The following is a 19604-nucleotide window of genomic DNA, read 5'->3' as shown; positions in this document are numbered from 1 at the left end:
CTTATGTCAGGATTTTCTTCAGGTACTGTCCGGTGTAACTGCCCTTCACCCCTGCCACCTGGGCAGGCGTCCCCGTGCAGACCACTGTACCGCCGTCGTCGCCGCCCTCGGGACCGAGGTCGATGATGTGATCGGCGCACTTGATCACATCGAGGTTGTGCTCGATCACGATAACCGAGTTGCCCCCCTCGACCAAGCGCTGCAAGACGTTGATCAGGTTGTGCACATCGGCGATGTGCAGGCCCGTGGTCGGCTCATCCAGGATATAGAGCGTGCTACCCGTTGAGCGCTTCGACAGCTCCGTGGCCAGTTTGATCCGCTGGGCTTCACCACCGGAGAGCTGGGTGGAGGGCTGGCCGAGCCGGATGTAGTCGAGCCCCACGTCGTGGAGGGTCTGGAGCTTCCGCTGGATCTTGGGGATGGCCTCGAAGAAGGCGAGGGCCTCCTCCACCGTCATCTCCAGAACGTCGGAGATCCGCTTGCCCTTGTACTTGACCTCCAGGGTCTCGCGGTTGTAGCGCTTTCCCTTGCAGACGTCACATTGTACATACACATCCGGTAAAAAGTGCATCTCGATCTTGATCATCCCGTCTCCGCGACAGTGCTCGCACCGACCGCCCTTGACGTTGAAACTGAAGCGACCTTTCTTGTAGCCCCTCGCCTTGGCCTCCTTGGTCCTGGCGAAGAGATCGCGGATGTCATCGAAAACACCTGTGTACGTGGCCGGATTCGACCGGGGTGTGCGGCCGATGGGCGACTGGTCGATATCGATGACCTTGTCGATGTACTCCAGACCCAGGATTTCGTCGTGTTTGCCGGGTTTGTCCTTCGATCGCTGGATCTTCTGGGCCGCGGCCTTGTACAGGATCTCGTTGACCAGCGAGCTCTTTCCCGATCCCGAGACACCCGTCACGGCGGAGAAGACTCCCAGCGGGAACCGTACGTTCACCTGCTTCAGGTTGTTCTCCCTCGCACCGACGACCTCCAGGTGGTGGGTCTCTTCGGTGACAGGACGCCACTCGGGCACGGGTACGGATCTACGCCCCGAGAGGTACTGGGCCGTGATAGAGTCCTCTACCTTGAGGATTTCTTCGAAGGACCCCTGTGCGATGATCTGACCGCCGTGCTCCCCCGCTCCGGGGCCGATGTCCACCACGTGGTCGGCACGACGGATGGTATCCTCATCGTGTTCCACCACGATCAGTGTGTTGCCGATATCCGTCAGCTCGCGGAGTGTGGCGAGCAACATGTTGTTGTCCTTCTGGTGGAGTCCGATACTGGGCTCGTCCAGGATGTAGAGGACACCCACCAGACCGGACCCAATCTGGGTCGCCAGGCGAATGCGCTGGGACTCACCACCGGAAAGCGTCCCGGCGTTCCGGGCCATGGTGAGGTAATCGAGCCCCACGTTGGTCAGAAAGCGCAGTCGCCCCCGGATCTCCTTGTAGACCTGCTCGGCGATGAAGGCATCGCGCTCGGACAAGACCAGTCCCTGGAAAAAGGCCTGGGCATCCTTGATGCTCATCTCCGTGATCTCGATGATGTTCTTGCCACCAATGGTGATCGCCAAAATCTCGTCCTTGAGCCGTTTTCCCTGGCAGGATTCACAGGGAACGAGGCTCATGTAGCCCTCGATCTTCTTGCGGATGTAGTCGGAGTTCGTCCCGTGGTAGCGCCGCTCAAAATTCTTGACGATCCCCTCGAAGGAGGCACTGTGGCTCGTGTGACCAGAGTACTTCGAATCGAAATCGAAGGTCAGCTCCTCCTCGGTCCCGAACATGATCGCCTCTTTCACCGCATCGGGGAGGTCGCGGTAGGGTGCAGAGGTATCACAATCGTGGACTTCGCAGATAGCGCGGATCATCTGGGCATAGAAGGTGCCCTCCTGGCTGTTGGCGTAGGGATCGATGGCGCCCTCGTCAATGCTGAGCTTGGGATTGGGTACGATCAGCTCCGGATCCACCCGCAGGTGGTGGCCGAGACCCTTACAGTTCCCACAGGCTCCATAGGGATTGTTGAAAGAAAATATCCGCGGTTCCATCTCCGTGATGGTCACGCCGTGTTCCGGGCAGGCGAAGTTCGTGTTGAACTTCAGGTCCTCCCCATCGATGATGTTGATCAGCAAGTTCCCGTCCCCGTGGTTCAGGGCGATTTCCACGGAATCGGTGAGTCGCTTACCGATTCCCTCCTTCACCACGAGACGGTCGACCACGATATCGATATCGTGGCGTAGGTTCTTATCGAGGCTCGGCACCTCGGCAATATCGTAGATGATCCCGTCCACGCGCAGGCGGACGAAGCCTTCCTTCTTGAGGCTCTCCATCAAGCCCTTGTGCGCGCCCTTTTTGGTTTGGACGATAGGACTGAGCACTTGGAACTTGGTGCGCTCGGGAAGGTTCATGATCTGGTCGACAATCTGGTCCACGCTCTGCTGGCTGATCTCGCGACCGCAGATATGGCAGTGGGGGACACCGATGCGGGCGAAGAGCAGGCGGAGGTAATCGTAGACCTCCGTTACCGTCCCCACGGTTGATCGGGGGTTGCGGCTGGTGGTCTTCTGGTCGATCGAAATCGCCGGCGACAGGCCCTCGATGTACTCCACATTGGGTTTTTCCATCTGTCCGAGGAACTGGCGGGCGTAGGCCGATAGGCTCTCCACATAGCGCCGTTGTCCCTCGGCATAGATGGTATCGAAGGCCAGCGAGCTCTTGCCCGATCCGCTGAGCCCCGTGATGACGATGAAGGCATCGCGCGGGAGGGCGATATCGATGTTCTTCAGATTGTGCTCCTTGGCACCCTTTACGAAAAGTTGTTTATTCGACATCTTCTAATAGCTCCTTCAGTTCCTTGATCTTGTCGCGGATCAGGGCGGCCTCTTCAAACGCGAGGGCCCGCGCCGCGATTTTCATTTCTTTCTCCAGCGCCTCGATTGTGGCGGTAATCTGCTGGGGATCCGGTCGGAAGGTATCCGACGCACCTTCGGCCACCTGCGTGGCCTTCACCACATCGCGCACCTTCTTGACGATGGACTGCGGTGTGATCCCGTGGGCCGCATTATAGGCCGCCTGGGTTTCCCGGCGCCGCTCCGTCTCATCGAGGGCCTTGCGCATGGAGGGGGTGATCTTATCGGCGTACATGATGACCCTTCCCTCCACATGTCGTGCCGCACGACCCACGGTCTGGATCAGCGAGGTCTCCGAGCGGAGGAATCCCTCTTTATCGGCATCGAGGATCGCCACGAGGGATACCTCCGGCAGGTCGAGTCCTTCTCGGAGGAGATTGATCCCGACGAGCACGTCGAAGGCACCCAGCCGCAGGTCACGGATGATCTCCATCCGCTCGAGGGTGTCCACCTCCGAGTGCATGTAGCGCACGCGCACGCCGAGGTCATCGAAATAGTCGGTCAGGCGCTCGGCCATCTTCTTGGTGAGGGTAGTGACGAGCACGCGCTCTTTTCTGACGACCCTCTTCTGGATTTCGCTGTAGAGGTCGTCGATCTGCCCGGCAACGGGCCGCACATCGATCACGGGATCGAGCAGGCCCGTCGGACGGATGATCTGCTCGACCACCTGGGTACTGTGCTCCTTCTCATAGGGACCCGGCGTGGCGCTCACATAGAGCGCCTGGTTCACCAGTCCCTCGAACTCTTGAAAATTCAAGGGCCGGTTGTCCATGGCAGAGGGTAATCGGAACCCGTAGTCCACCAGGGTCTGTTTGCGGGTCTTGTCGCCCCCGAACATGCCGCGTACCTGGGGTAGGGTCACGTGGGACTCATCGACCACCAGCAGGAAATCATCTGGGAAATAATCGATCAACGTGTAGGGGCGGCTCCCCGGTGGTCGTCCGGAGATTACGCGGGAGTAGTTCTCGATGCCCGAACAAAAGCCTACTTCGCGGAGCATCTCGATGTCATAGCGCGTGCGCTGTTCGATGCGCTGTGCTTCCACGAGCTTGCCCTCGTCCTTGAAGGTCTTGATCTGTTGGGCGAGTTCCTTCTCGATCTCCACGATGGCCCGTTCGATCTTCTCCATGCCGGTGACGTAGTGGCTCGCGGGGAAGATGGCGATGTGGTCGCGCTGTCCCAGTACCTCACCCGTGACCACGTCGATCTCCACGATCCGATCGATCTCATCGCCGAAGAGTTCCACGCGAAGGGCTTTTTCCGATTCGTTGGCCGGAAAGATCTCCACGCTATCACCGCGCACACGGAAGGTGCCGCGTTCGAAGCTGATGTCGTTCCGAGCGTACTGGATGTCCACCAGTTTCTCGATAATGTCCTCCCGGCGACGGGTCATCCCAGGTCGAAGGGAGAGCATCATGGTCTCGTAATCCTCGGGATCACCAAGACCGTAGATGCAGGAGACCGAGGCCACGATGATCACATCATCTCGTTCGAACAGAGCCGCCGTGGCGGAGTGTCGCAGTTTATCGATCTCATCGTTGATGGCCGAGTCCTTCTCGATGAAGGTGTCACTCTGGGCCACGTAGGCTTCCGGTTGGTAATAATCATAGTAACTCACGAAATACTCAACGGCGTTCTCCGGGAAGAACTCCTTGAACTCGCTCGTGAGCTGTGCGGCCAGCGTTTTGTTGTGGGCGATGACCAGCGTGGGCTTTTGCACCTCTTGGATCACATTGGCCACGGTATAGGTTTTTCCCGATCCCGTGACCCCGAGGAGCGTCTGGTGCTTCTCACCCGAGAAGATCCCCTGGGTCAGGGCCTCGATGGCGGCCGGTTGATCGCCCGTCGGACGGTATTCCGATTGGATTTGAAATTGGGCCATTTTACCCTCCTTTTTGTTCGAACAACTGTTCCTTTATTATAACGCACAAGTCCCCTTCAGTCAATCGAAGGGGAAAGAAGAAGACCCCACCCTTACAGGTGAGATCTCAGCTCTTCCAGTGCTCTTTGGAGTTGATTGTCATCGGCATCGGTGGGTTCTTCAATTTCATCGTAAGCGGGATCGAGTGCCACCTCGATATCCGGTGGGATCCCCACGTCGTGGATGTAATCCCCGTTGGGTGTGAAGTACTGGCTGGTGGTGGGCTTCACGGCCGATCCATCGGCCAGGGGGCGGATCGTCTGTACGACGCCCTTGCCGAAGGTGTTCATCCCGATGATCTTGGCGTTCGCCAGATCCCTCAGTGCCGCCGTTAGAATCTCCGATGCGCTGGCAGATCCCTCGTTCACGAGAACCACAATGGGCAGGTCCACCTTGTCCGGATCGGAATTGTAGTGCTGCTCATTGCCATCGCGATCCCGCGTGTACACGATACTGCCAGTGCCCACCAGATCGTCGGCGATGTAGACCACCTGCTCCAGGCTCCCACCCGGGTTGTTGCGCAGATCGATCACAAGACCTTCGGCACCGTCCTCGATCAGGTTCGCGAGATGGTTGGTGAATTCCTCGTGCACCTTGTTGTCAAAGGATGCGATCCTCAGGTAACCGATCTGGTCGTCGAGCATGCGGGATTTCACGCTCTTGATCACAATCTGCTCGCGCGTGATGGTGAAGGTCATCTCCTCGCGGTCCCGCAAGACCGTGAGAACGACATCCGTACCCGGTTCGCCCTTCATGCGGTCCACAGCGGCATCGAGCTCATCGCCCCAGACATCGAAGTCGTCTACCATGATGATCTTATCGCCGGATTTGATCCCCGCGGCATCCCCCGGGGTGTCCTCGATAGGCGAAACCACAGTGATCAGACCGTCTTCGGTCGCGGTGACCACGATACCGATCCCACCGTAGGTCCCCTCCGACTCCTCGCTGAAGGCCTCGAATTCCTCGGCCGTCATATAGGTGGAGTAGGGGTCGCCCAGGTGCTCGAAAATGCCCTTGATCGCACCGCTATCGAGGGTATCATCCTCGACGGGCTCGTAATAGGTTCGCTTGATGTATTCCTTCAGCTCATCGACCTTAGCGTATTCTTCGTAAAAATCCTGGTAGCGCTGGAAATCCTCCTGGCTCAGGACAACTTTATCACCCACCTGCAGGCTGTACAGGTTTCCCACCGTAAAGGTGGCAGCGGACGTCAAGAGCAGGGTGATGAGTACGAGAATGACGGCCGTCCTTTTTTTGATCATAAATCTCTCCTATCGCTTAGTTGGCTGTGATGTATTCGAGCGGATCGACGTATTCACCGTTCCGGCGCACCTCAAAGTGCAAGTGCGGGCCCGTTGAATTACCCGTGGAACCGGCTTTGGAGATTTGCTGTCCCTTGGTGACCTCTTGTCCCACATTGACCACGAGGGCCGAATTGTGACCGTAGAGGGTCACGATGCCACCACCGTGGTCGATCATGATGGTCTTCCCGTAACCGCCCAGCCAGCCCGCGTAGATGATCACGCCGGACTGTGCGGCCACGATCTTCGAACCGGTGGGCATACCGATATCGAGTCCCGTGTGCATCTTTTCCGTCTTGAAGATCGGGTGGATGCGGTAGCCGAAATACGAGGTGATCCGGTACTGATCAGGCGATGGCCAGGCCATGATCCCACCCACGTAGGTCTCCCTGAGCTTGAGGTTTTCGATGATCTTGGTCACCTGCCGCGCATCTTCCGCCAGGCTGTCCTCTTGTTCCTCGAGGGCGGCGATGTTCTGCTTCAGCTCACCCTGCTTGACGATCAGGTTGGCCTGCTGGCGCTCCAGCTCAGCCCTCTTGACCTCCTGTTGGTCCAAGAGGGTGAAGAGGGATTTGCGCAGGTCTTCCAGCTCGACCTTCTGGGCCTCGATGGCTTCCCGCTGTTCTTTTAAAAATTGGATCAGTTCATCGTCGTGTACATAGATCTTCTGGATCATGTCCATTCGACTCACGAGATCTTGAAAGTCCTCGGCACCCAGGAGAACTTCTAGGTAGCCCACGGAGCCGGACTTGTACATGACGCGCAACCGTCGGTTGAGCAAATCCTTCTTCTCGGCTAGTTCGGCCTCGAGCACATCGAGCTCTTCGATGGCCCTGTCGATCTCCCCTTCCGTCTCATGCACCTCGCCCTCTAGGGCAGCGATCTCGCCGTCGATGGCGCGCATATTGGCGTTGAGGCTGTTGAGCTGGGCGACCAACTCGTTCTGGGTCGATTTGTTCTGTTGGATGGAGGCGTCGAGGGCCTTGATCTGTGACTCGATCTCTTCCAGCTGTTTCTCCCGCTTTCTGACCTCATCGTTGTTGGCGAAGGCCGCGAAAGAGCCCAGGGCCAAGAGGACCGCAAGCAAGAGGGCTAATCTTCTTTTAAACATCTCATCCTCCCCCTACACGCTAAGGTGCCGACGCATGGACAGGATACTACCCAGTGCTCCGATACCCGAACCGATGATCAGAAAGAGCACCAGTAGATCCGATACGATCTTCTCGACACCCACGATGTAAGCGGCAAAGATCACGTAGAAATGCGAGGTGAAAAGCCCGTAGGTGTAGCGGTAGATGAAAAAGAGCAGGAGCGTCGACAACAGGGAACCGAAGACCCCGAGCAAAGTTCCCTCGAGTAGAAAGGGCCAGCGGATAAACCAGTTGGTCGCCCCGACGTACTTCATGATATTGATCTCCCTGCGGCGTGCGTTCACCGTGAGCTTGATGGTATTCATGATGATCACGGTGGAGATGGCGATCAGGATAAAGATGATCGCGATACCTACGTTCCGAATGTACAGGATCACAGAAAGCAGCTTCTCTATGATCTCCTGGTAGTACTTGACCTCTTCCACGCCCTCGAAAGTCTTTACACGGTTGACCACGTGATCGGCGTAGCGGATGTCCCGCAGGTAGATCACGTAGGAGTTGGGCAGGGGGTTCTCCTCGAGTCCCTCGAGCAAGAAGCCATTGTCGGCCCAGTCGGCCTGCATGTTCTCCAGGGCCTCCTCCTTGGTTTCGAAGGAGATGTCGCTCACGCCATCGATCGCATAGATCTTGCGCCCCATATCCTCGATCTGCTCCCGCGTCAGGTCATCTTCCACGAAAACCTGTACGGAATCGAACTGTTCTTTCATCGACTGGGCGATGCTGTTGACGTTGATGATCAGAATGAAAATTACCCCAAGGATCAAGAGGGTCGCCCCCACGGACAGCATGGACGCAAAACTCATCATCCGGTTGCGCCAAAGATTCTTAAAGGCCTCTTTGATTCCAAAGCCCACACTTCTAATCCACATAGCCGTAAGCCCCCTGTTCCTCATCCCGGACAATACGTCCGTTCTCGATGGCCACGACGCGCTTCTTGTTGAAATCCACGATGGCACGATCGTGTGTCGCCATGATGATGGTCGTGCCGTTTCGGTTGATATGGTTGAGCAGTTTCACAATTTCCATGGACGTATCGGGATCCAGGTTGCCGGTCGGTTCGTCGGCGATCAGGATCGGGGGGTTGTTCACCAGGGCCCTGGCCACGGAGACGCGTTGCTGTTCACCGCCGGACAATTGGTCTGGGTACATGTTGTGCTTGGATCCCAGGTCCACCACCGAGAGCGTCCGGGCTACTTTTCTCCGGATGGCGCTCGAGGGTGTACCGGTGATCTCCAGGGCAAAGGCCACGTTCTCGTAGACGGTCTTGTTGGGCAGCAGGCGGAAATCCTGGAAGACAACCCCCATCTTCCGCCGGAGCCCGGGCACCCGGCGGCGGTGAAGCTTGCCCACGTCAAGGTCGTCTATGTAGAGGGCGCCGGAGGTCAGGTCCTCCTCCTTGAGCAGGGTCTTGATGAAGGTACTTTTCCCGGCCCCACTGGGTCCGACGATAAAGACGAACTCTCCCCGTTTGATGTGCAGGTTGATGGTGTTGAGTGCAACGACGCCATTGGGATAGCGTTTGGTCGCACCGAGCATTTTAATCATATCGATCCTCTTTTCTAAAAAAGGTTGTTGTAGACTTTACAACCTTCATTATATCTTACAGGACGCCGTTTTTTAACCTCAGTTTGTTAAAATTCCGTGACGTCCAATGGTATAATGGGGAAAACAGGAGGGATTCGATGGAGAAAAATGACTTGAGAAGACATCTGATTGCAAAGCGGGACCAGTTGACCAAAGACGAAGTGAAGACAAAGAGCCTGCGCGTGGCCGATCGGCTCCTCGCGCTCGAGGCCTATCAGCATGCGGAACGAATCTTCACCTTCCTCTCTTTCGGTTCGGAACTGGACACCCGGCCCATCGTGGAGGCAGCGCTGGCCGAGGGCAAGACCTTGATTGTCCCACGTGTGAATAGAAAGACCAAGCGGCTCGATCTCTACGAGATCACAAGTTACGACGGCCTGGTCCCCGGGGGCTACGGTATCCTGGAGCCGACGGAGGAGCACGTGCGCGTCTCGGAAAATGACGTGGACCTGATCCTAGTGCCCGGCGTGGCCTTCGACGAGAGCGGAGGGCGTCTGGGTTACGGTGCTGGCTTTTACGACAGAATCCTATCGAAAACCCGTTCAGCCCTCGTGGCCCTCTGCTTTGAACTGCAGATTGTGCCCGAGGTCCCCAGGGAGCCCCACGATATTCCCGTCCCCTTGATCTTGACCGAGAAAAGGGTGATCCGACCATGAAGTGTGTCTTCTGTGAAAAGGATAAACTGGATATCCTCTTTGAGGACGAAGTGGGCTTCGTGATCCGCGATCGGTTCCCAGTCAACGAAGGTCACCTGCTCATCATCCCCCACCGACACGTGTCCAGTTATTTCGATCTCACCGATCACGAGATGCTCGGCCTGAGCCGGCTGGCCAAAAGGGCCCGCGGTTGGCTGGAGAAGGACTACGAGCCCGATGGTTATAATCTGGGTGTGAATGTGGACGCGGCCGGTGGCCAGACCATCTTCCACGTTCATCTGCACCTGATCCCGCGCTACGCCGGTGATGTGGAGGACCCCCGGGGTGGTCTGCGCAACCTCAAACCCCAGCTCGTCCCCTACAGAGGTTGACCGTAAGGAAGAGGTACCGGAGCATATCCTGCTCTGGTACCTCTTTTTCATAGGGTCAAGTGGTGATGCCCGATGCCTTCAGGATCCGGAGGGCATCTTCCGTGCTCTTTTCCACGGCCCCGTCGCAGTAGGCCTTGAGCGCCTTTTTGTCCTGTTTGCCGTGGTGCATGGTCACGGGACCTTTGATGCAGCCCCCCTCACAGGCCATGCCCTCGATGAAATTCCCCTCGAGTCTCCCGGCCCTTGCGATCTTCAAGAGCTGATCGCAACGCGCGATGCCATCGCCCTTCAGCGGTAAGAAGGCCGTTGGGAGCCGCTTGTGCTCGATATGGGCCTCGATGGCCACCGTCACCCCGCCTGTGGCGGCAAAGCCCCGGGCCTTGTCCGAGGCGTTGTTCAAGGGGGCGGGCTCCAGGGATGATAGATCCGGTATCTTCGCATCGAGCAGGGCCGCCAACTCCTCGAAGGTCAGGACGAAATCCGTACGGCCGGCGGACCCGGTCGCCCTCTCCTTCTCCATTTTCTTCGCGATGCAGGGACCGATGAAACAGACTCTCGCCTGCGGATCGATCCGCTTGATCAGAGCCGCCGTGGCGGCCATAGGCGATGGGGTTTTCGATACCTGGTGTATCAGGTCCCCGTGTTTTTTCTCCACGAAGGAAAGGAAGGCGGGGCAACAGGAGGTGGTCATGAAGGGTTCCTTCGCCACATGGTGTTGCCACTCCTCTGCCTCATCGGCCACCACCACATCGGCACCCAGGGCCACCTCCACCACATCGGCGAAACCCAGATGCTTCATCCCCCGTACCACGCGGCCGAGATCCGTATAGTCAAACTGTGTGGAAAAGGCCGGGGCCAGCATGGCGTAGACCGGTCCATTGTCATCCTTGAGGGCATCGATGAGACCGATGATCTCGGATTTCTCCTGCATAGCCCCGAAGGGACAACGGTAGACGCAGGCGCCGCACCGAATACAGAGCCCCTCGTCGATCACCGCTTTTTCAGAATCATCGATAGCGATGGCCCCGGTGGGACAGGCCCGTTGGCAGGGACGCATGCAGTCCACGATGGCGTTGTAGGGACAGGCCTGTTGGCAGCGTCCGCAGGAAATGCATTTTTCCGTATCGATGATCGCCTGCTGGCGGAAGAAACGGATGGCCCCAACGGGACAGCTCGATTCGCAGCGGTGGGCGATGCACCCGCGACAGGCCTCGGTGACGCGGTAGCGCGTGGTGGGACACTGATCACAAGCGGCATCGAGCACCTCGATAAGATTGGGGTCCTCGGGATTGCCACCCATGACCATGCGCACGCGCTCGGTGGTAATGGCGCGCTCGTGGTAGATACAACAGCGAAAGCGCGGATCGGGTCCACTGTCCACCAGGGTCGGGATATGGCGCCGCATCTGAAGAAGGCTTCCCTCCAGTGCAAAGGTGGAGACGGCTTTCAAGATTTCGTATTTGACAAGTTGTACTTGGTTTTCGAAGGTACGCAAGACCTCACCCCTCTCTTCGATCAGGCGAGGGTCGTCGTTTCGACGACCTTGCCCAGCTGCTCGAGTAATTGTTTCAGACGATCGATCACATGCTTCTTGATGCTGAGCTCCGCGGGGAAGTCGGGGTTCTGGTGGGCCGGGTTGATGGCGCCTCCCTGCCAGAAATGAACGTGCGTGGCCTCCCCGAGGAGCAGGGCGATCAAGCGGCTCACGCCATCTTTTCTCTGTGGAAAGAGTGTCCCCTCTCCATCGGCATAACCGTCGAGTTTTTCCACCGTCTTGCTCAGCGTCAGTACGCCTTCGGTGACCAGATCGAGGCCCTCGATGGTGGCAATGGGTGGTACCTCGGGATCGATGTAGTCGAAATGAGAAACCACTTCTCTTCCCAGCTCCCGGGCAAAGAGATTCGCCGCCGTCCCACCGCAGACGACATGGAGACCCTCGCTCTCCATAAACCGCGAGACCAGGGGCCCGTCCTGTGCAGGGTCGGTGGGCGGACCTGTGAAGAGATGGAGTCGGTTGACCGGCCTCAACTTCACGGTTACCGCGGACGTATCATCGCCCGGTTCCCCCTCGTAGAGCTGCTTGCAGGTATCGATCAGGCGTCGGTTCAGCTGCTCGGCCGTCTTCAGTTGCTGTCGCTCGAGATAGGCCGCCACGTGCGGCCATTCCCAACCGTGGTTGAGCGCATGGCCCACGCCCGCGTGGATCACCCCGTCGGAGACCAGGGTCACCGTATCTCCAGGCTCAAGGGAAAAGACCGTTCGCCTCACCCGTTTATCGGCGAAAGTCAGGGTCTCTCCCGGCAGGTCGAGCACCTTTCCCCGCCTTCGGATGAAGACCGGTGGATTGTCGTACTCGATGATCTTGCACCTTTTGTTCCCCTGGATATCGATGATCCCGAGGGTCGAGTAGGCGATTCCGCGCACGTGACAAACGGGGAGCGTCTTCATCACCGTATCCAGTGTTTCCTCGATGGTACTCCCGGCCACGAGCATAGTGCCGGCGATCTTGGTGGTCAGCGTTGCCAGGATATTGGCCTTGACCCCGCTGCCGAGGCCATCGGCCAAGACGATGATCGTGCGATCCTCGGTGCGAAAGACCTCAATGTTGTCTCCGCAGAGCTCCTCTCCCTTTTTGTGGAGCGCATGGGAGGCAATCTCCAGATAGTAGGGATCGGTCATCAGATACCCTCCTCGTCGAGAACCACCTTGCGCAGACGCTCGAGGTTGATCTTCGTATCGGCAGTGGTCTCCCCCAGCAGGGAGGCGATTTCCTGGGCCACGCGCATCTGCTTGTCGATCACCTCGCGACAGACGGTGAGCGTCTGGGTCTTCACGGCTTCGAGCTCTTCCTTGTTTTTCTCGTTCGCCGTGATATCCGTGAGGATGGTCACCACTGCGTCTTCCTCTTCTAAGTAGACTAGACTGATGAAGAAAACCGCATCATCGTCCTCCCACCGTCTCTTGACACCCAGGATATTGCGTTTCTCGTCGAAGGCGCGCCGAAAAATCGGATCGGTCAGGATCATGTCCATGGGCAGGCCCTTCAGCGGTACCCGTTGGCCGAACCGTTCCTCGAAGGCCGGGTTGACCTCACGGATGATGAGCGATTCATCCAGGATGCAGATCAAGTTGGGGGTGTGCTCGAAAATCACGTTTTGCATGCTCTCGGCCTTCTCCCGCAGGTAGGGCATACACATCTCTATGTCCGAATACCCGTGCCAGACGGCCTCTGCTTTTTCGAGGCAGGTACCATAACCGCAGGCCCCGCAATTGAGCTGATCGCTCACGTCCACCTTGCCGATGCTTCTCAGGATCACCAGTTTTTCCCCGTAGGAAGGTGCGAGCTGCGTTTCCCTTCTGCGCTCGAAGGTTCTCGAAAGATCGACAAGCGTCGGCTCGTCATCTTTCACATCCTCACCGGCGCACTTGGCGATATACCGCTTCATGCGCTGTCGCCTCTCGAAGAAGCCGATTCCAGCGTTCGCGTAGTCCGGTCCGTTGAGACAGCTTCCCCTGCAGATGTTCAGTTCGATCATGGTAGAGCCGAAGGGCACACGATCGAGCGTCTTGAGGAAGGCCACACAGTCCTCATGGCCGTCGACCTTGAGGTAATCGTATCCGGCCTCTGCGGCCACTTTCGATAGGGACCCCATGGGATAGGCGCGCCCGTGACAACCGGCGGTGGTATCCGGAGAGGTCGGTGGCAGATCGTCCATCACGATTCTGTCTGTCTCCAACCATCCCGCGAGCTCATTGAACGTGATCACCGCGTCGATGGCATCGGGAAAATCCTTGCCCTCGGCCTTTTTGGCCAGACAGGGACCGATGAAGACCACCCGCGTGAGTGAGCCCAAGCGCTCCTTGATCTGTCTGCCGTGGGCCACCATCGGCGAGATAATCTTGAGCATCTTGTTCAAGTGGCCCGGGTAGTAGGCCCCCACCAGATCATTGGCGGAAGGACAGCAGGTGGTGATCACCGGTAGATCGCCCGAGGTCTCGAGGTAGGCTGCGTAGGCACTGCTCACGGCCTCAGCACCGCTGCCCGTCTCTTCCACCCCCTGAAAGCCGAGGGCTTTCAGGGCAGTCACGATCTTCAGCGGATCCTCCACGTGAAAAGAGGCGGCAAAGGAGGGGGCCAAGGAAGCCACGACCTTGTCGCCTTTGGCGATCATCCCCTTCACCGTGTCCACATCCGAGTGAATCTTCAGGGCGTTCTGGGGGCAAATCTGCTGACAGTGTCCGCACTTGATACAGCGATCGACGATGATCTGTCGTCGCTCTTTCGTGAAGGCGATAGCCTTCGTAGGACAGACGCGCAGGCATTTGAAACAGGCGTCGCAAGCCTTGGCATCGAAATCGATGAATTTCATCATGTCGTCTTCTCCAGGATCTCCTCTTTGAAAAATGACTCCACGTCTTCTGGCGTCACACTGTGGACCACCTCTCCTACCTTGACGGACACAGCGCTCGAGCAGTGGCCCAGGCAGAAAGAACTCTTGAGCGTCACCCGATCCGCCAGTTCATGTTCCCCGACGAGACGTCTCAAGCTCTCGACAACAGTGTACGACCCCTTCAGATGACAAGCGCTACCCACACAAATCGAAACAACCATCGCAACCCCTCCTAGCAATCTTCAGCAATCCTATAGGGCACAGTATAACTTTTTGTTAATCTTTTATCAATATCATTCTGTTGAATTAACGTTTTTTTCATGTGAAATGCGTGAAAAACGATGAATATCCTGAAAAATTCGGCTTGTACGCATGTTTATACATAGAAACAGTCAGAAATCTCAGATTTTATTGTTATATTTTTAACTATATGCCATAAAAAAGACCGTGCCCATCGGACACGATCTTGATCAGCTTATGCTCTTAGTCGGTCTTTTTTGCCTCATCCTTGATAATCTTGGCTTTGATGGTGCTCTTCGTGGCTTTCTTGAGCAGGGGTTCAGCCAACTCTTTGAGCCGCTTGTCCACCAGGTAATTGATCGTCCCCTTGGGGAAATGACCCCTTTTACTCCGCTCTCCGGCGGGCTTGCCCATGAGCAACTCGATTCCCTCGTTTACGTGGGTGACGTAGTAGATATGGAAACGACCATCCTTCACCGCCTCGATGACTTCTTCGGAGAGGAGCAGGTTCTTGACGTTTTGCTTGGGAATGATCACACCCTGGTTTCCTGTGAGACCCTTGAAACGACAAACCTTGAAGAAACCTTCGATTTTCTCGTTCACGCCTCCGATGGGTTGAATTTGCCCCCGTTGGTTCACCGAACCCGTTACCGCCAGGTGCTGACGGATCGGAACACCGGACAGGCTGGAGAGCAGGGCGTAGAGTTCAGTACTGGAGGCCGAGTCGCCGTCGACACCGGAGTAGAGCTGTTCGAACACGATGCTGGCCGTGAGGGCAAGGGGTTTGTCCTGGGCGAACTGGTGACCCAGGTAACCGGTCAGGATCATCACGCCCTTGTCGTGGATAGCACCGCTGGTGCGCGCCTCCCGTTCGATATTGATGATACCCGATCGCCCACGATAGGTAGACACGGTGATCTTGGAGGGCTTACCAAAGCGATAGAGACCAGAACCCACGACAGCAAGCCCGTTGATCTCACCGACCTTTTCCCCGCTGACATCAATGAGGTAGGTCCCATCCTCGAACATCTCGAGGATCTTCTCTTCGTAGCGGTTGTTGCGCCGCTCCCACTCGGCGAGCGCTTTTTCCACATGGCGCTCTTCGATGAGGGAGGCGCCCGTCGTCGTGGCCCAGTGGTCGGCCTCGAGCAGGATGTCCACCAGGGTTCTGAAATGAGCTGTCATTTTCTCCTGGTCGTCGGCCAAGCGAGCAGCATGGGTCACGATACGACCCACGGCGTGACGGTCGAGATGCTTGAGGTTTTCCTTCTCCACCTCGGTGGCGAGAAAACGCGCCAATTTATCGATATGATCGTCCGTCCGTTCGATTTCATAATCGAAGTCAGCGCGGATCTTAATGAGCTTCCGGAACTCTTCATCGTAGGTGTACAGGAGCCCGTAGATCTCGGGATCCCCGATCAGGACCACCTTCACGTCGATATCGATCGGCGATGGCTTCAGCGAAGCCGAGATCATGGCCCCGTTGGCCATCTGCCGTGTCTCCATGGTCAGGTGCTCATCGAGCAGCGTCCGCTTGAGGGCATTCCAGGCGTAGGGGTGCTGGAGGATGTCCTTGACCAGTAGGATCAGGTAGCCGCCGTTGGCCTGATGCAGGGCCCCGGGTTTGAGCATGGTGTAGTCCGTGGCCAGCACGCCCATCTCGTTTCGGTATTCGATACTACCCATCAGATTGTGATAAGTTGGATTCGATTCGAAGACCACGGGAGCGGATTTTTTGCCGCTGTTGTCCACGAAGAGATTCACCCTGTAGCGCTGGAAGAAATCCTCTTGGTTCTTCGGCTGGAAGATCGCCAGGGGATTCGGTTCTTCCTCTTCTTCTCCCTTGAAAGCATCGATGTGATCGACCACATCCTCGACAATGGCATCGAGGTAGTCCAGTACATCGGGATTTTTCTGGTAGCGTTGTTTCAGGTTCATCAGGTGAAAACGCACCACGCGTCTGCCCATTTGCTCGTCCAGGTTCTTGAGCTTCCCACGAAACTCCTCTTCGGATTCCCTGAGACGATTGAAGAGCTCCACGGTCTCCAGACTCAGCTTGTTGGAGTTCACCCGCATCTTCTCGTAATCCTCGCTGGAGATTTCCTTGTAGGCTTCCTCGCTCATGGGTTCGCCATCCTGTAGGGGGATGCTCACGATCCCCTTGTCCGTCTGGGAAAAGACGAAACCGAACTCACTGGCCACTTCGTTGAGTTCCTGGAGGATCTGGTTTGTCTCCTGCTGATAGGCCTCCATGATAGAGGCCCTGGCATTCTCGTATTCCTTGGAGGAGAAGACGCCGTCGATCTCCTTTCTGAGGAAGGCGATCAGTCGCGAGATATTCTTCTTGAAGTTCTTTCCTTCGCCCGCCTTCATACTCAGGGCGATAGGAGAATGCGCAGTCTGAAAATTGTTCACATAGACCACGTCACGGGGTGCCGGTTGCGTCAGGGCCGCTTCTTCCGTCAGTCGTTTGACAAAGCCGTTGCGTCCTGTGCCCCAGCTTCCGGAGACGTAGATGTTGTAACCCTTCTTATGCATGGCGAGGCCGAATTTCATGGCCTCACGCGCCCGTTCCTGACCGACGATCCCCTGGAGGGGAACGAGGCTCTCGGTGGTCTCGAAGTCCAGACAGTTCAGGTCGCAGCGTTTGGTCAGTTCCGTATGCTTCAGTTCATATTTTTCCATAATTGACCCCCTTGGTATTCTTTTTTTCATAGTTACCCTCGGGGGTCCTGTTTCATGCAGGCGTTTCCCTTACTTTCGTCAAGATCAGAGGGTTTTCCCCATTCCCTGCCCATGATCTGCAAAAAAATACGAAAAAAAGAACGTTACCCCTCACGGGGTAACGTCCTGATTCTTTTCTCTTACTTGAGGTCCTTCAGCTTATCGCCGAAGAGATCGCCAAGTGTCACGGATGCATCGCCTTCCTGGTGTGAAGACGTATCTTCGTAACCGGGGCCTTCCTGAGCTTCTTTGATGCTCAGGCTGATGCGCTCGTTCTTCTTGTCGATGTTCAGGATGCGTACGTCCACCTTCATACCAGGCTTCAGTACATCCTTTGGATGGCTCACGTGATCGTAAGAAATCTCAGACACGTGTACGAGACCTTCGATCCCAGTCTTCAGTGCAACGAATGCACCGAAGTCCGTCAGACGCACGACTTCACCGGGGACCACTTGGCCAACGCTGTAGTCTTGGTCTACTGTGGACCATGGGCTAGCGGGGATATCCGCCAGTCGGAGGGAAACCTTCTCTGAGTCTTTGTCGAAAGAAAGGACTTCCACCTTCACCGTCTCACCCACCTTAACGGCTTCTGAGGGGTGCTTCAAACGCTTCCAGCTCATCTCTGAGATGTGCACGAGACCGTCGAGATACCCGAGGTCTACAAAGGCGCCAAAGTTGGCCAGTCGGGCAACTTTCCCTTCCAGGATCATGCCCTTCTCGAGACGATCAAGGAATTCTTTCCTGCCCGCCTCACGCTCCACTTTCTCGACAGCCTTGCGGCTGGCGATAACCTTGTTGTCGCGCTTGTCGAACTCGATGATCTTGACTTCCACTTCGTTACCCACGAAAGGCGTGAAGTCTTCGATGTAGTCCACCGATACCAGCGATGCAGGGATAAAGATGCGGATGCCCTTGTGGAAAGCGATCATGCCGCCCTTCACTGCTTCGGCCAGCTTGACCTCAAAGTTCTCTTGACTTTCGAAGGCTGCTTCGAGTTCTTCCCAAGCTACGGCTTGCTCAGCGCGTTTCTTAGAAAGGACGATGTTTCCTTCACCATCGTCTGCCTTCAGGACCAGGACCTTTATTTCATCGCCCTCGTTAAAGAGCTCCTTCGGGTCGACATCATCATGCGATAGCTCGGACTTCGAGATCACGCCGTCGCTGGGTTGTCCAACGTTGACAATGACTTCTTCGTCCGTCACGGAAATTACCGTTCCCGTGATGACATCACCTTTTTTGAGATTGACCATGTTCTGATCGATCTCTTCCATGTACTGCTCCATTGTTTCTTTTTCATTTGACATGTGAAATCACCTCGATTTTCTTTACTTTACTATTATAACAGATTCAACGGAATTGACAAATCATGAAGCCATTTTTTTTAGTGAGCGCCCAAAAAGCTGCCAGTTCTGCAGTAGATTGCGCAGTGCGTAAGTGGCCAGAGATGAGATCATTGCCGTGGTTCCGAGCTTTCCACCGAAGCCAACGAAAATCTCGGGCCCGAATAAAAAAAGCGTGCCCGATAGGGCTCCAGCCAGGAAAAAGGCCCTTCCACCGCCGAAATGCTCCTTGGCCGTCATGCCGGCGAAGCTCGCACAGTAGACCGCCACGGATAGAAAGGCCCCTTGGTTGGGAAACACCAGCGGGAGGAGGAGCTCACCCGTGAGGCCCACGACCGCCGATGTGATGACCACGGACAGCGGAAAGCGATCGGCCAGAGCATAAGTGGCATAAGCCGCCAAGCCGGACAGCACGATCAAGACCAGATCCGTCGTGGTGGTGAAGAGTAGCTTTTCGAGATCAATCCCCCGCGCGAAGAAGTGGAAGCTCGACGGCGTAAAGAAAAAGGCCGCGAACATGGACCCGAAGAAGGCGGTGGTTCCCAGCTTCCCCCCGATACCCCGGAAGCTTCCCCTACCCAATTGGAAAAGCACCGCTGCACTCATCGCAGCGACTAGCAGACCGTAAAAGCCATAGAGCGGTGGCGCTAACATGCCCACGAAGGACCCGCAGAAGGCGGCCACGGCCACCGGCTTGAAGAAGAGACCAAAGCATAATCCCACCAGTGCCGATGCCATCACCGCCGTTTGACCGAAGCGAGCGACCAAAAGGTGGGTGATCACCGCTGCGGCTACGAGCGCAGCGGCATCGGCTACATCGCGCTTGCGGTTTTCCTCTACATGAATGAGGGGCATGATCCCCAAAAAATGCATCACACCCATCCCCCACAGAATGAAGCCGGGGATGATGAGCATCGAGGTAGGGATATAGCCATCGAAAAAATGAATCCGCACCGTGCCGGCCAACAGGGCCAGCATTGTGGAGATATAAAGATAAGCCGATAGTCTCTGGAGCATGGTCCG

Annotated in this window: 15 protein-coding genes; 2 read left to right on the top strand and 13 right to left on the bottom strand. The window is 56.6% G+C overall.

Annotation, left to right across the window (positions count from 1 at the left end):
• Position 1: 1 nt before the first annotated feature.
• The 6 genes from uvrA to ftsE form a co-directional block, all read right to left on the bottom strand.
• Complete coding sequence (uvrA, locus tag ACULM0_RS12140) at positions 2–2824, bottom strand: excinuclease ABC subunit UvrA (RefSeq protein WP_463677798.1); 2823 nt, start codon at positions 2822–2824, stop codon at positions 2–4.
• Complete coding sequence (uvrB, locus tag ACULM0_RS12135) at positions 2814–4784, bottom strand: excinuclease ABC subunit UvrB (RefSeq protein ID WP_463677797.1); 1971 nt, start codon at positions 4782–4784, stop codon at positions 2814–2816. The genes uvrA and uvrB overlap by 11 nt, the downstream gene beginning before the upstream one ends.
• 92 nt (positions 4785–4876) lie before the next feature.
• Positions 4877–6085 (bottom strand): S41 family peptidase, encoded by a 1209-nt coding sequence (locus tag ACULM0_RS12130; RefSeq protein ID WP_463677796.1) that lies wholly within the window; start codon positions 6083–6085, stop codon positions 4877–4879.
• A gap of 16 nt (positions 6086–6101) precedes the next feature.
• Positions 6102–7235, bottom strand: a complete 1134-nt coding sequence (locus tag ACULM0_RS12125; protein ID WP_463677795.1) for a murein hydrolase activator EnvC family protein — start codon at positions 7233–7235, stop codon at positions 6102–6104.
• Between the two features lie 12 nt (positions 7236–7247).
• Positions 7248–8144: a permease-like cell division protein FtsX gene (ftsX, locus tag ACULM0_RS12120; protein WP_463677794.1), complete on the bottom strand. Its 897-nt coding sequence runs from the start codon at positions 8142–8144 to the stop codon at positions 7248–7250.
• On the bottom strand, positions 8134–8820 hold the full coding sequence (gene ftsE / locus ACULM0_RS12115; protein ID WP_463677793.1) for a cell division ATP-binding protein FtsE: 687 nt from the start codon (positions 8818–8820) through the stop codon (positions 8134–8136). Before ftsE ends, ftsX begins: the two co-directional genes overlap by 11 nt.
• A gap of 137 nt (positions 8821–8957) precedes the next feature.
• Here ftsE and ACULM0_RS12110 point away from each other — a divergent pair, with 137 nt between their 5' ends.
• Both ACULM0_RS12110 and ACULM0_RS12105 read left to right on the top strand, forming a co-directional pair.
• On the top strand, positions 8958–9515 hold the full coding sequence (locus ACULM0_RS12110; protein ID WP_463677792.1) for a 5-formyltetrahydrofolate cyclo-ligase: 558 nt from the start codon (positions 8958–8960) through the stop codon (positions 9513–9515).
• Positions 9512–9886, top strand: coding sequence for an HIT family protein (locus ACULM0_RS12105; protein ID WP_463677791.1), 375 nt, complete (start codon positions 9512–9514; stop codon positions 9884–9886). Before ACULM0_RS12110 ends, ACULM0_RS12105 begins: the two co-directional genes overlap by 4 nt.
• Positions 9887–9941: 55 nt before the next feature.
• Here ACULM0_RS12105 and ACULM0_RS12100 read toward each other — a convergent pair whose 3' ends face one another.
• The 7 genes from ACULM0_RS12100 to ACULM0_RS12070 form a co-directional block, all read right to left on the bottom strand.
• Entirely contained in the window at positions 9942–11381 is a 1440-nt protein-coding gene (locus ACULM0_RS12100; protein ID WP_463677790.1) for a monomeric [FeFe] hydrogenase, read from the bottom strand.
• Between the two features lie 20 nt (positions 11382–11401).
• Positions 11402–12565, bottom strand: coding sequence for a PP2C family protein-serine/threonine phosphatase (locus ACULM0_RS12095; protein WP_463677789.1), 1164 nt, complete (start codon positions 12563–12565; stop codon positions 11402–11404).
• A complete protein-coding gene (locus ACULM0_RS12090) occupies positions 12565–14259 on the bottom strand; it encodes a [Fe-Fe] hydrogenase large subunit C-terminal domain-containing protein (RefSeq protein ID WP_463677788.1) in 1695 nt (564 codons plus the stop codon). The genes ACULM0_RS12095 and ACULM0_RS12090 overlap by 1 nt, the downstream gene beginning before the upstream one ends.
• Complete coding sequence (locus ACULM0_RS12085) at positions 14256–14498, bottom strand: (2Fe-2S) ferredoxin domain-containing protein (protein WP_463677787.1); 243 nt, start codon at positions 14496–14498, stop codon at positions 14256–14258. The genes ACULM0_RS12090 and ACULM0_RS12085 overlap by 4 nt, the downstream gene beginning before the upstream one ends.
• A gap of 262 nt (positions 14499–14760) precedes the next feature.
• Positions 14761–17202: a Lon protease family protein gene (locus ACULM0_RS12080; protein WP_463677786.1), complete on the bottom strand. Its 2442-nt coding sequence runs from the start codon at positions 17200–17202 to the stop codon at positions 14761–14763.
• 179 nt (positions 17203–17381) lie between these two features.
• Positions 17382–18545 (bottom strand): 30S ribosomal protein S1, encoded by a 1164-nt coding sequence (gene rpsA / locus ACULM0_RS12075; RefSeq protein ID WP_463677785.1) that lies wholly within the window; start codon positions 18543–18545, stop codon positions 17382–17384.
• Between the two features lie 60 nt (positions 18546–18605).
• Positions 18606–19598, bottom strand: a complete 993-nt coding sequence (locus ACULM0_RS12070) for a hypothetical protein (protein WP_463677784.1) — start codon at positions 19596–19598, stop codon at positions 18606–18608.
• Positions 19599–19604 lie beyond the last annotated feature (6 nt).

The organism is Halotolerantifilum yawarlongkerapense (assembly GCF_054506745.1).
This window is presented reverse-complemented; position numbering and strand designations above follow the sequence as displayed.

What these genes read in the sequence shown, in the direction of transcription:
- uvrA (WP_463677798.1), bottom strand. Translation starts at nt 2,824, where the DNA reads ATGTCGAATAAACAACTTTTCGTAAAGGGTGCCAAGGAGCACAATCTG.
- uvrB (WP_463677797.1), bottom strand. Translation starts at nt 4,784, where the DNA reads ATGGCCCAATTTCAAATCCAATCGGAATACCGTCCGACGGGCGATCAA.
- ACULM0_RS12130 (WP_463677796.1), bottom strand. Translation starts at nt 6,085, where the DNA reads ATGATCAAAAAAAGGACGGCCGTCATTCTCGTACTCATCACCCTGCTC.
- ACULM0_RS12125 (WP_463677795.1), bottom strand. Translation starts at nt 7,235, where the DNA reads ATGTTTAAAAGAAGATTAGCCCTCTTGCTTGCGGTCCTCTTGGCCCTG.
- ftsX (WP_463677794.1), bottom strand. Translation starts at nt 8,144, where the DNA reads ATGTGGATTAGAAGTGTGGGCTTTGGAATCAAAGAGGCCTTTAAGAAT.
- ftsE (WP_463677793.1), bottom strand. Translation starts at nt 8,820, where the DNA reads ATGATTAAAATGCTCGGTGCGACCAAACGCTATCCCAATGGCGTCGTT.
- ACULM0_RS12110 (WP_463677792.1), top strand. Translation starts at nt 8,958, where the DNA reads ATGGAGAAAAATGACTTGAGAAGACATCTGATTGCAAAGCGGGACCAG.
- ACULM0_RS12105 (WP_463677791.1), top strand. Translation starts at nt 9,512, where the DNA reads ATGAAGTGTGTCTTCTGTGAAAAGGATAAACTGGATATCCTCTTTGAG.
- ACULM0_RS12095 (WP_463677789.1), bottom strand. Translation starts at nt 12,565, where the DNA reads ATGACCGATCCCTACTATCTGGAGATTGCCTCCCATGCGCTCCACAAA.
- ACULM0_RS12090 (WP_463677788.1), bottom strand. Translation starts at nt 14,259, where the DNA reads ATGATGAAATTCATCGATTTCGATGCCAAGGCTTGCGACGCCTGTTTC.
- ACULM0_RS12085 (WP_463677787.1), bottom strand. Translation starts at nt 14,498, where the DNA reads ATGGTTGTTTCGATTTGTGTGGGTAGCGCTTGTCATCTGAAGGGGTCG.
- ACULM0_RS12080 (WP_463677786.1), bottom strand. Translation starts at nt 17,202, where the DNA reads ATGGAAAAATATGAACTGAAGCATACGGAACTGACCAAACGCTGCGAC.
- rpsA (WP_463677785.1), bottom strand. Translation starts at nt 18,545, where the DNA reads ATGTCAAATGAAAAAGAAACAATGGAGCAGTACATGGAAGAGATCGAT.
- ACULM0_RS12070 (WP_463677784.1), bottom strand. Translation starts at nt 19,598, where the DNA reads ATGCTCCAGAGACTATCGGCTTATCTTTATATCTCCACAATGCTGGCC.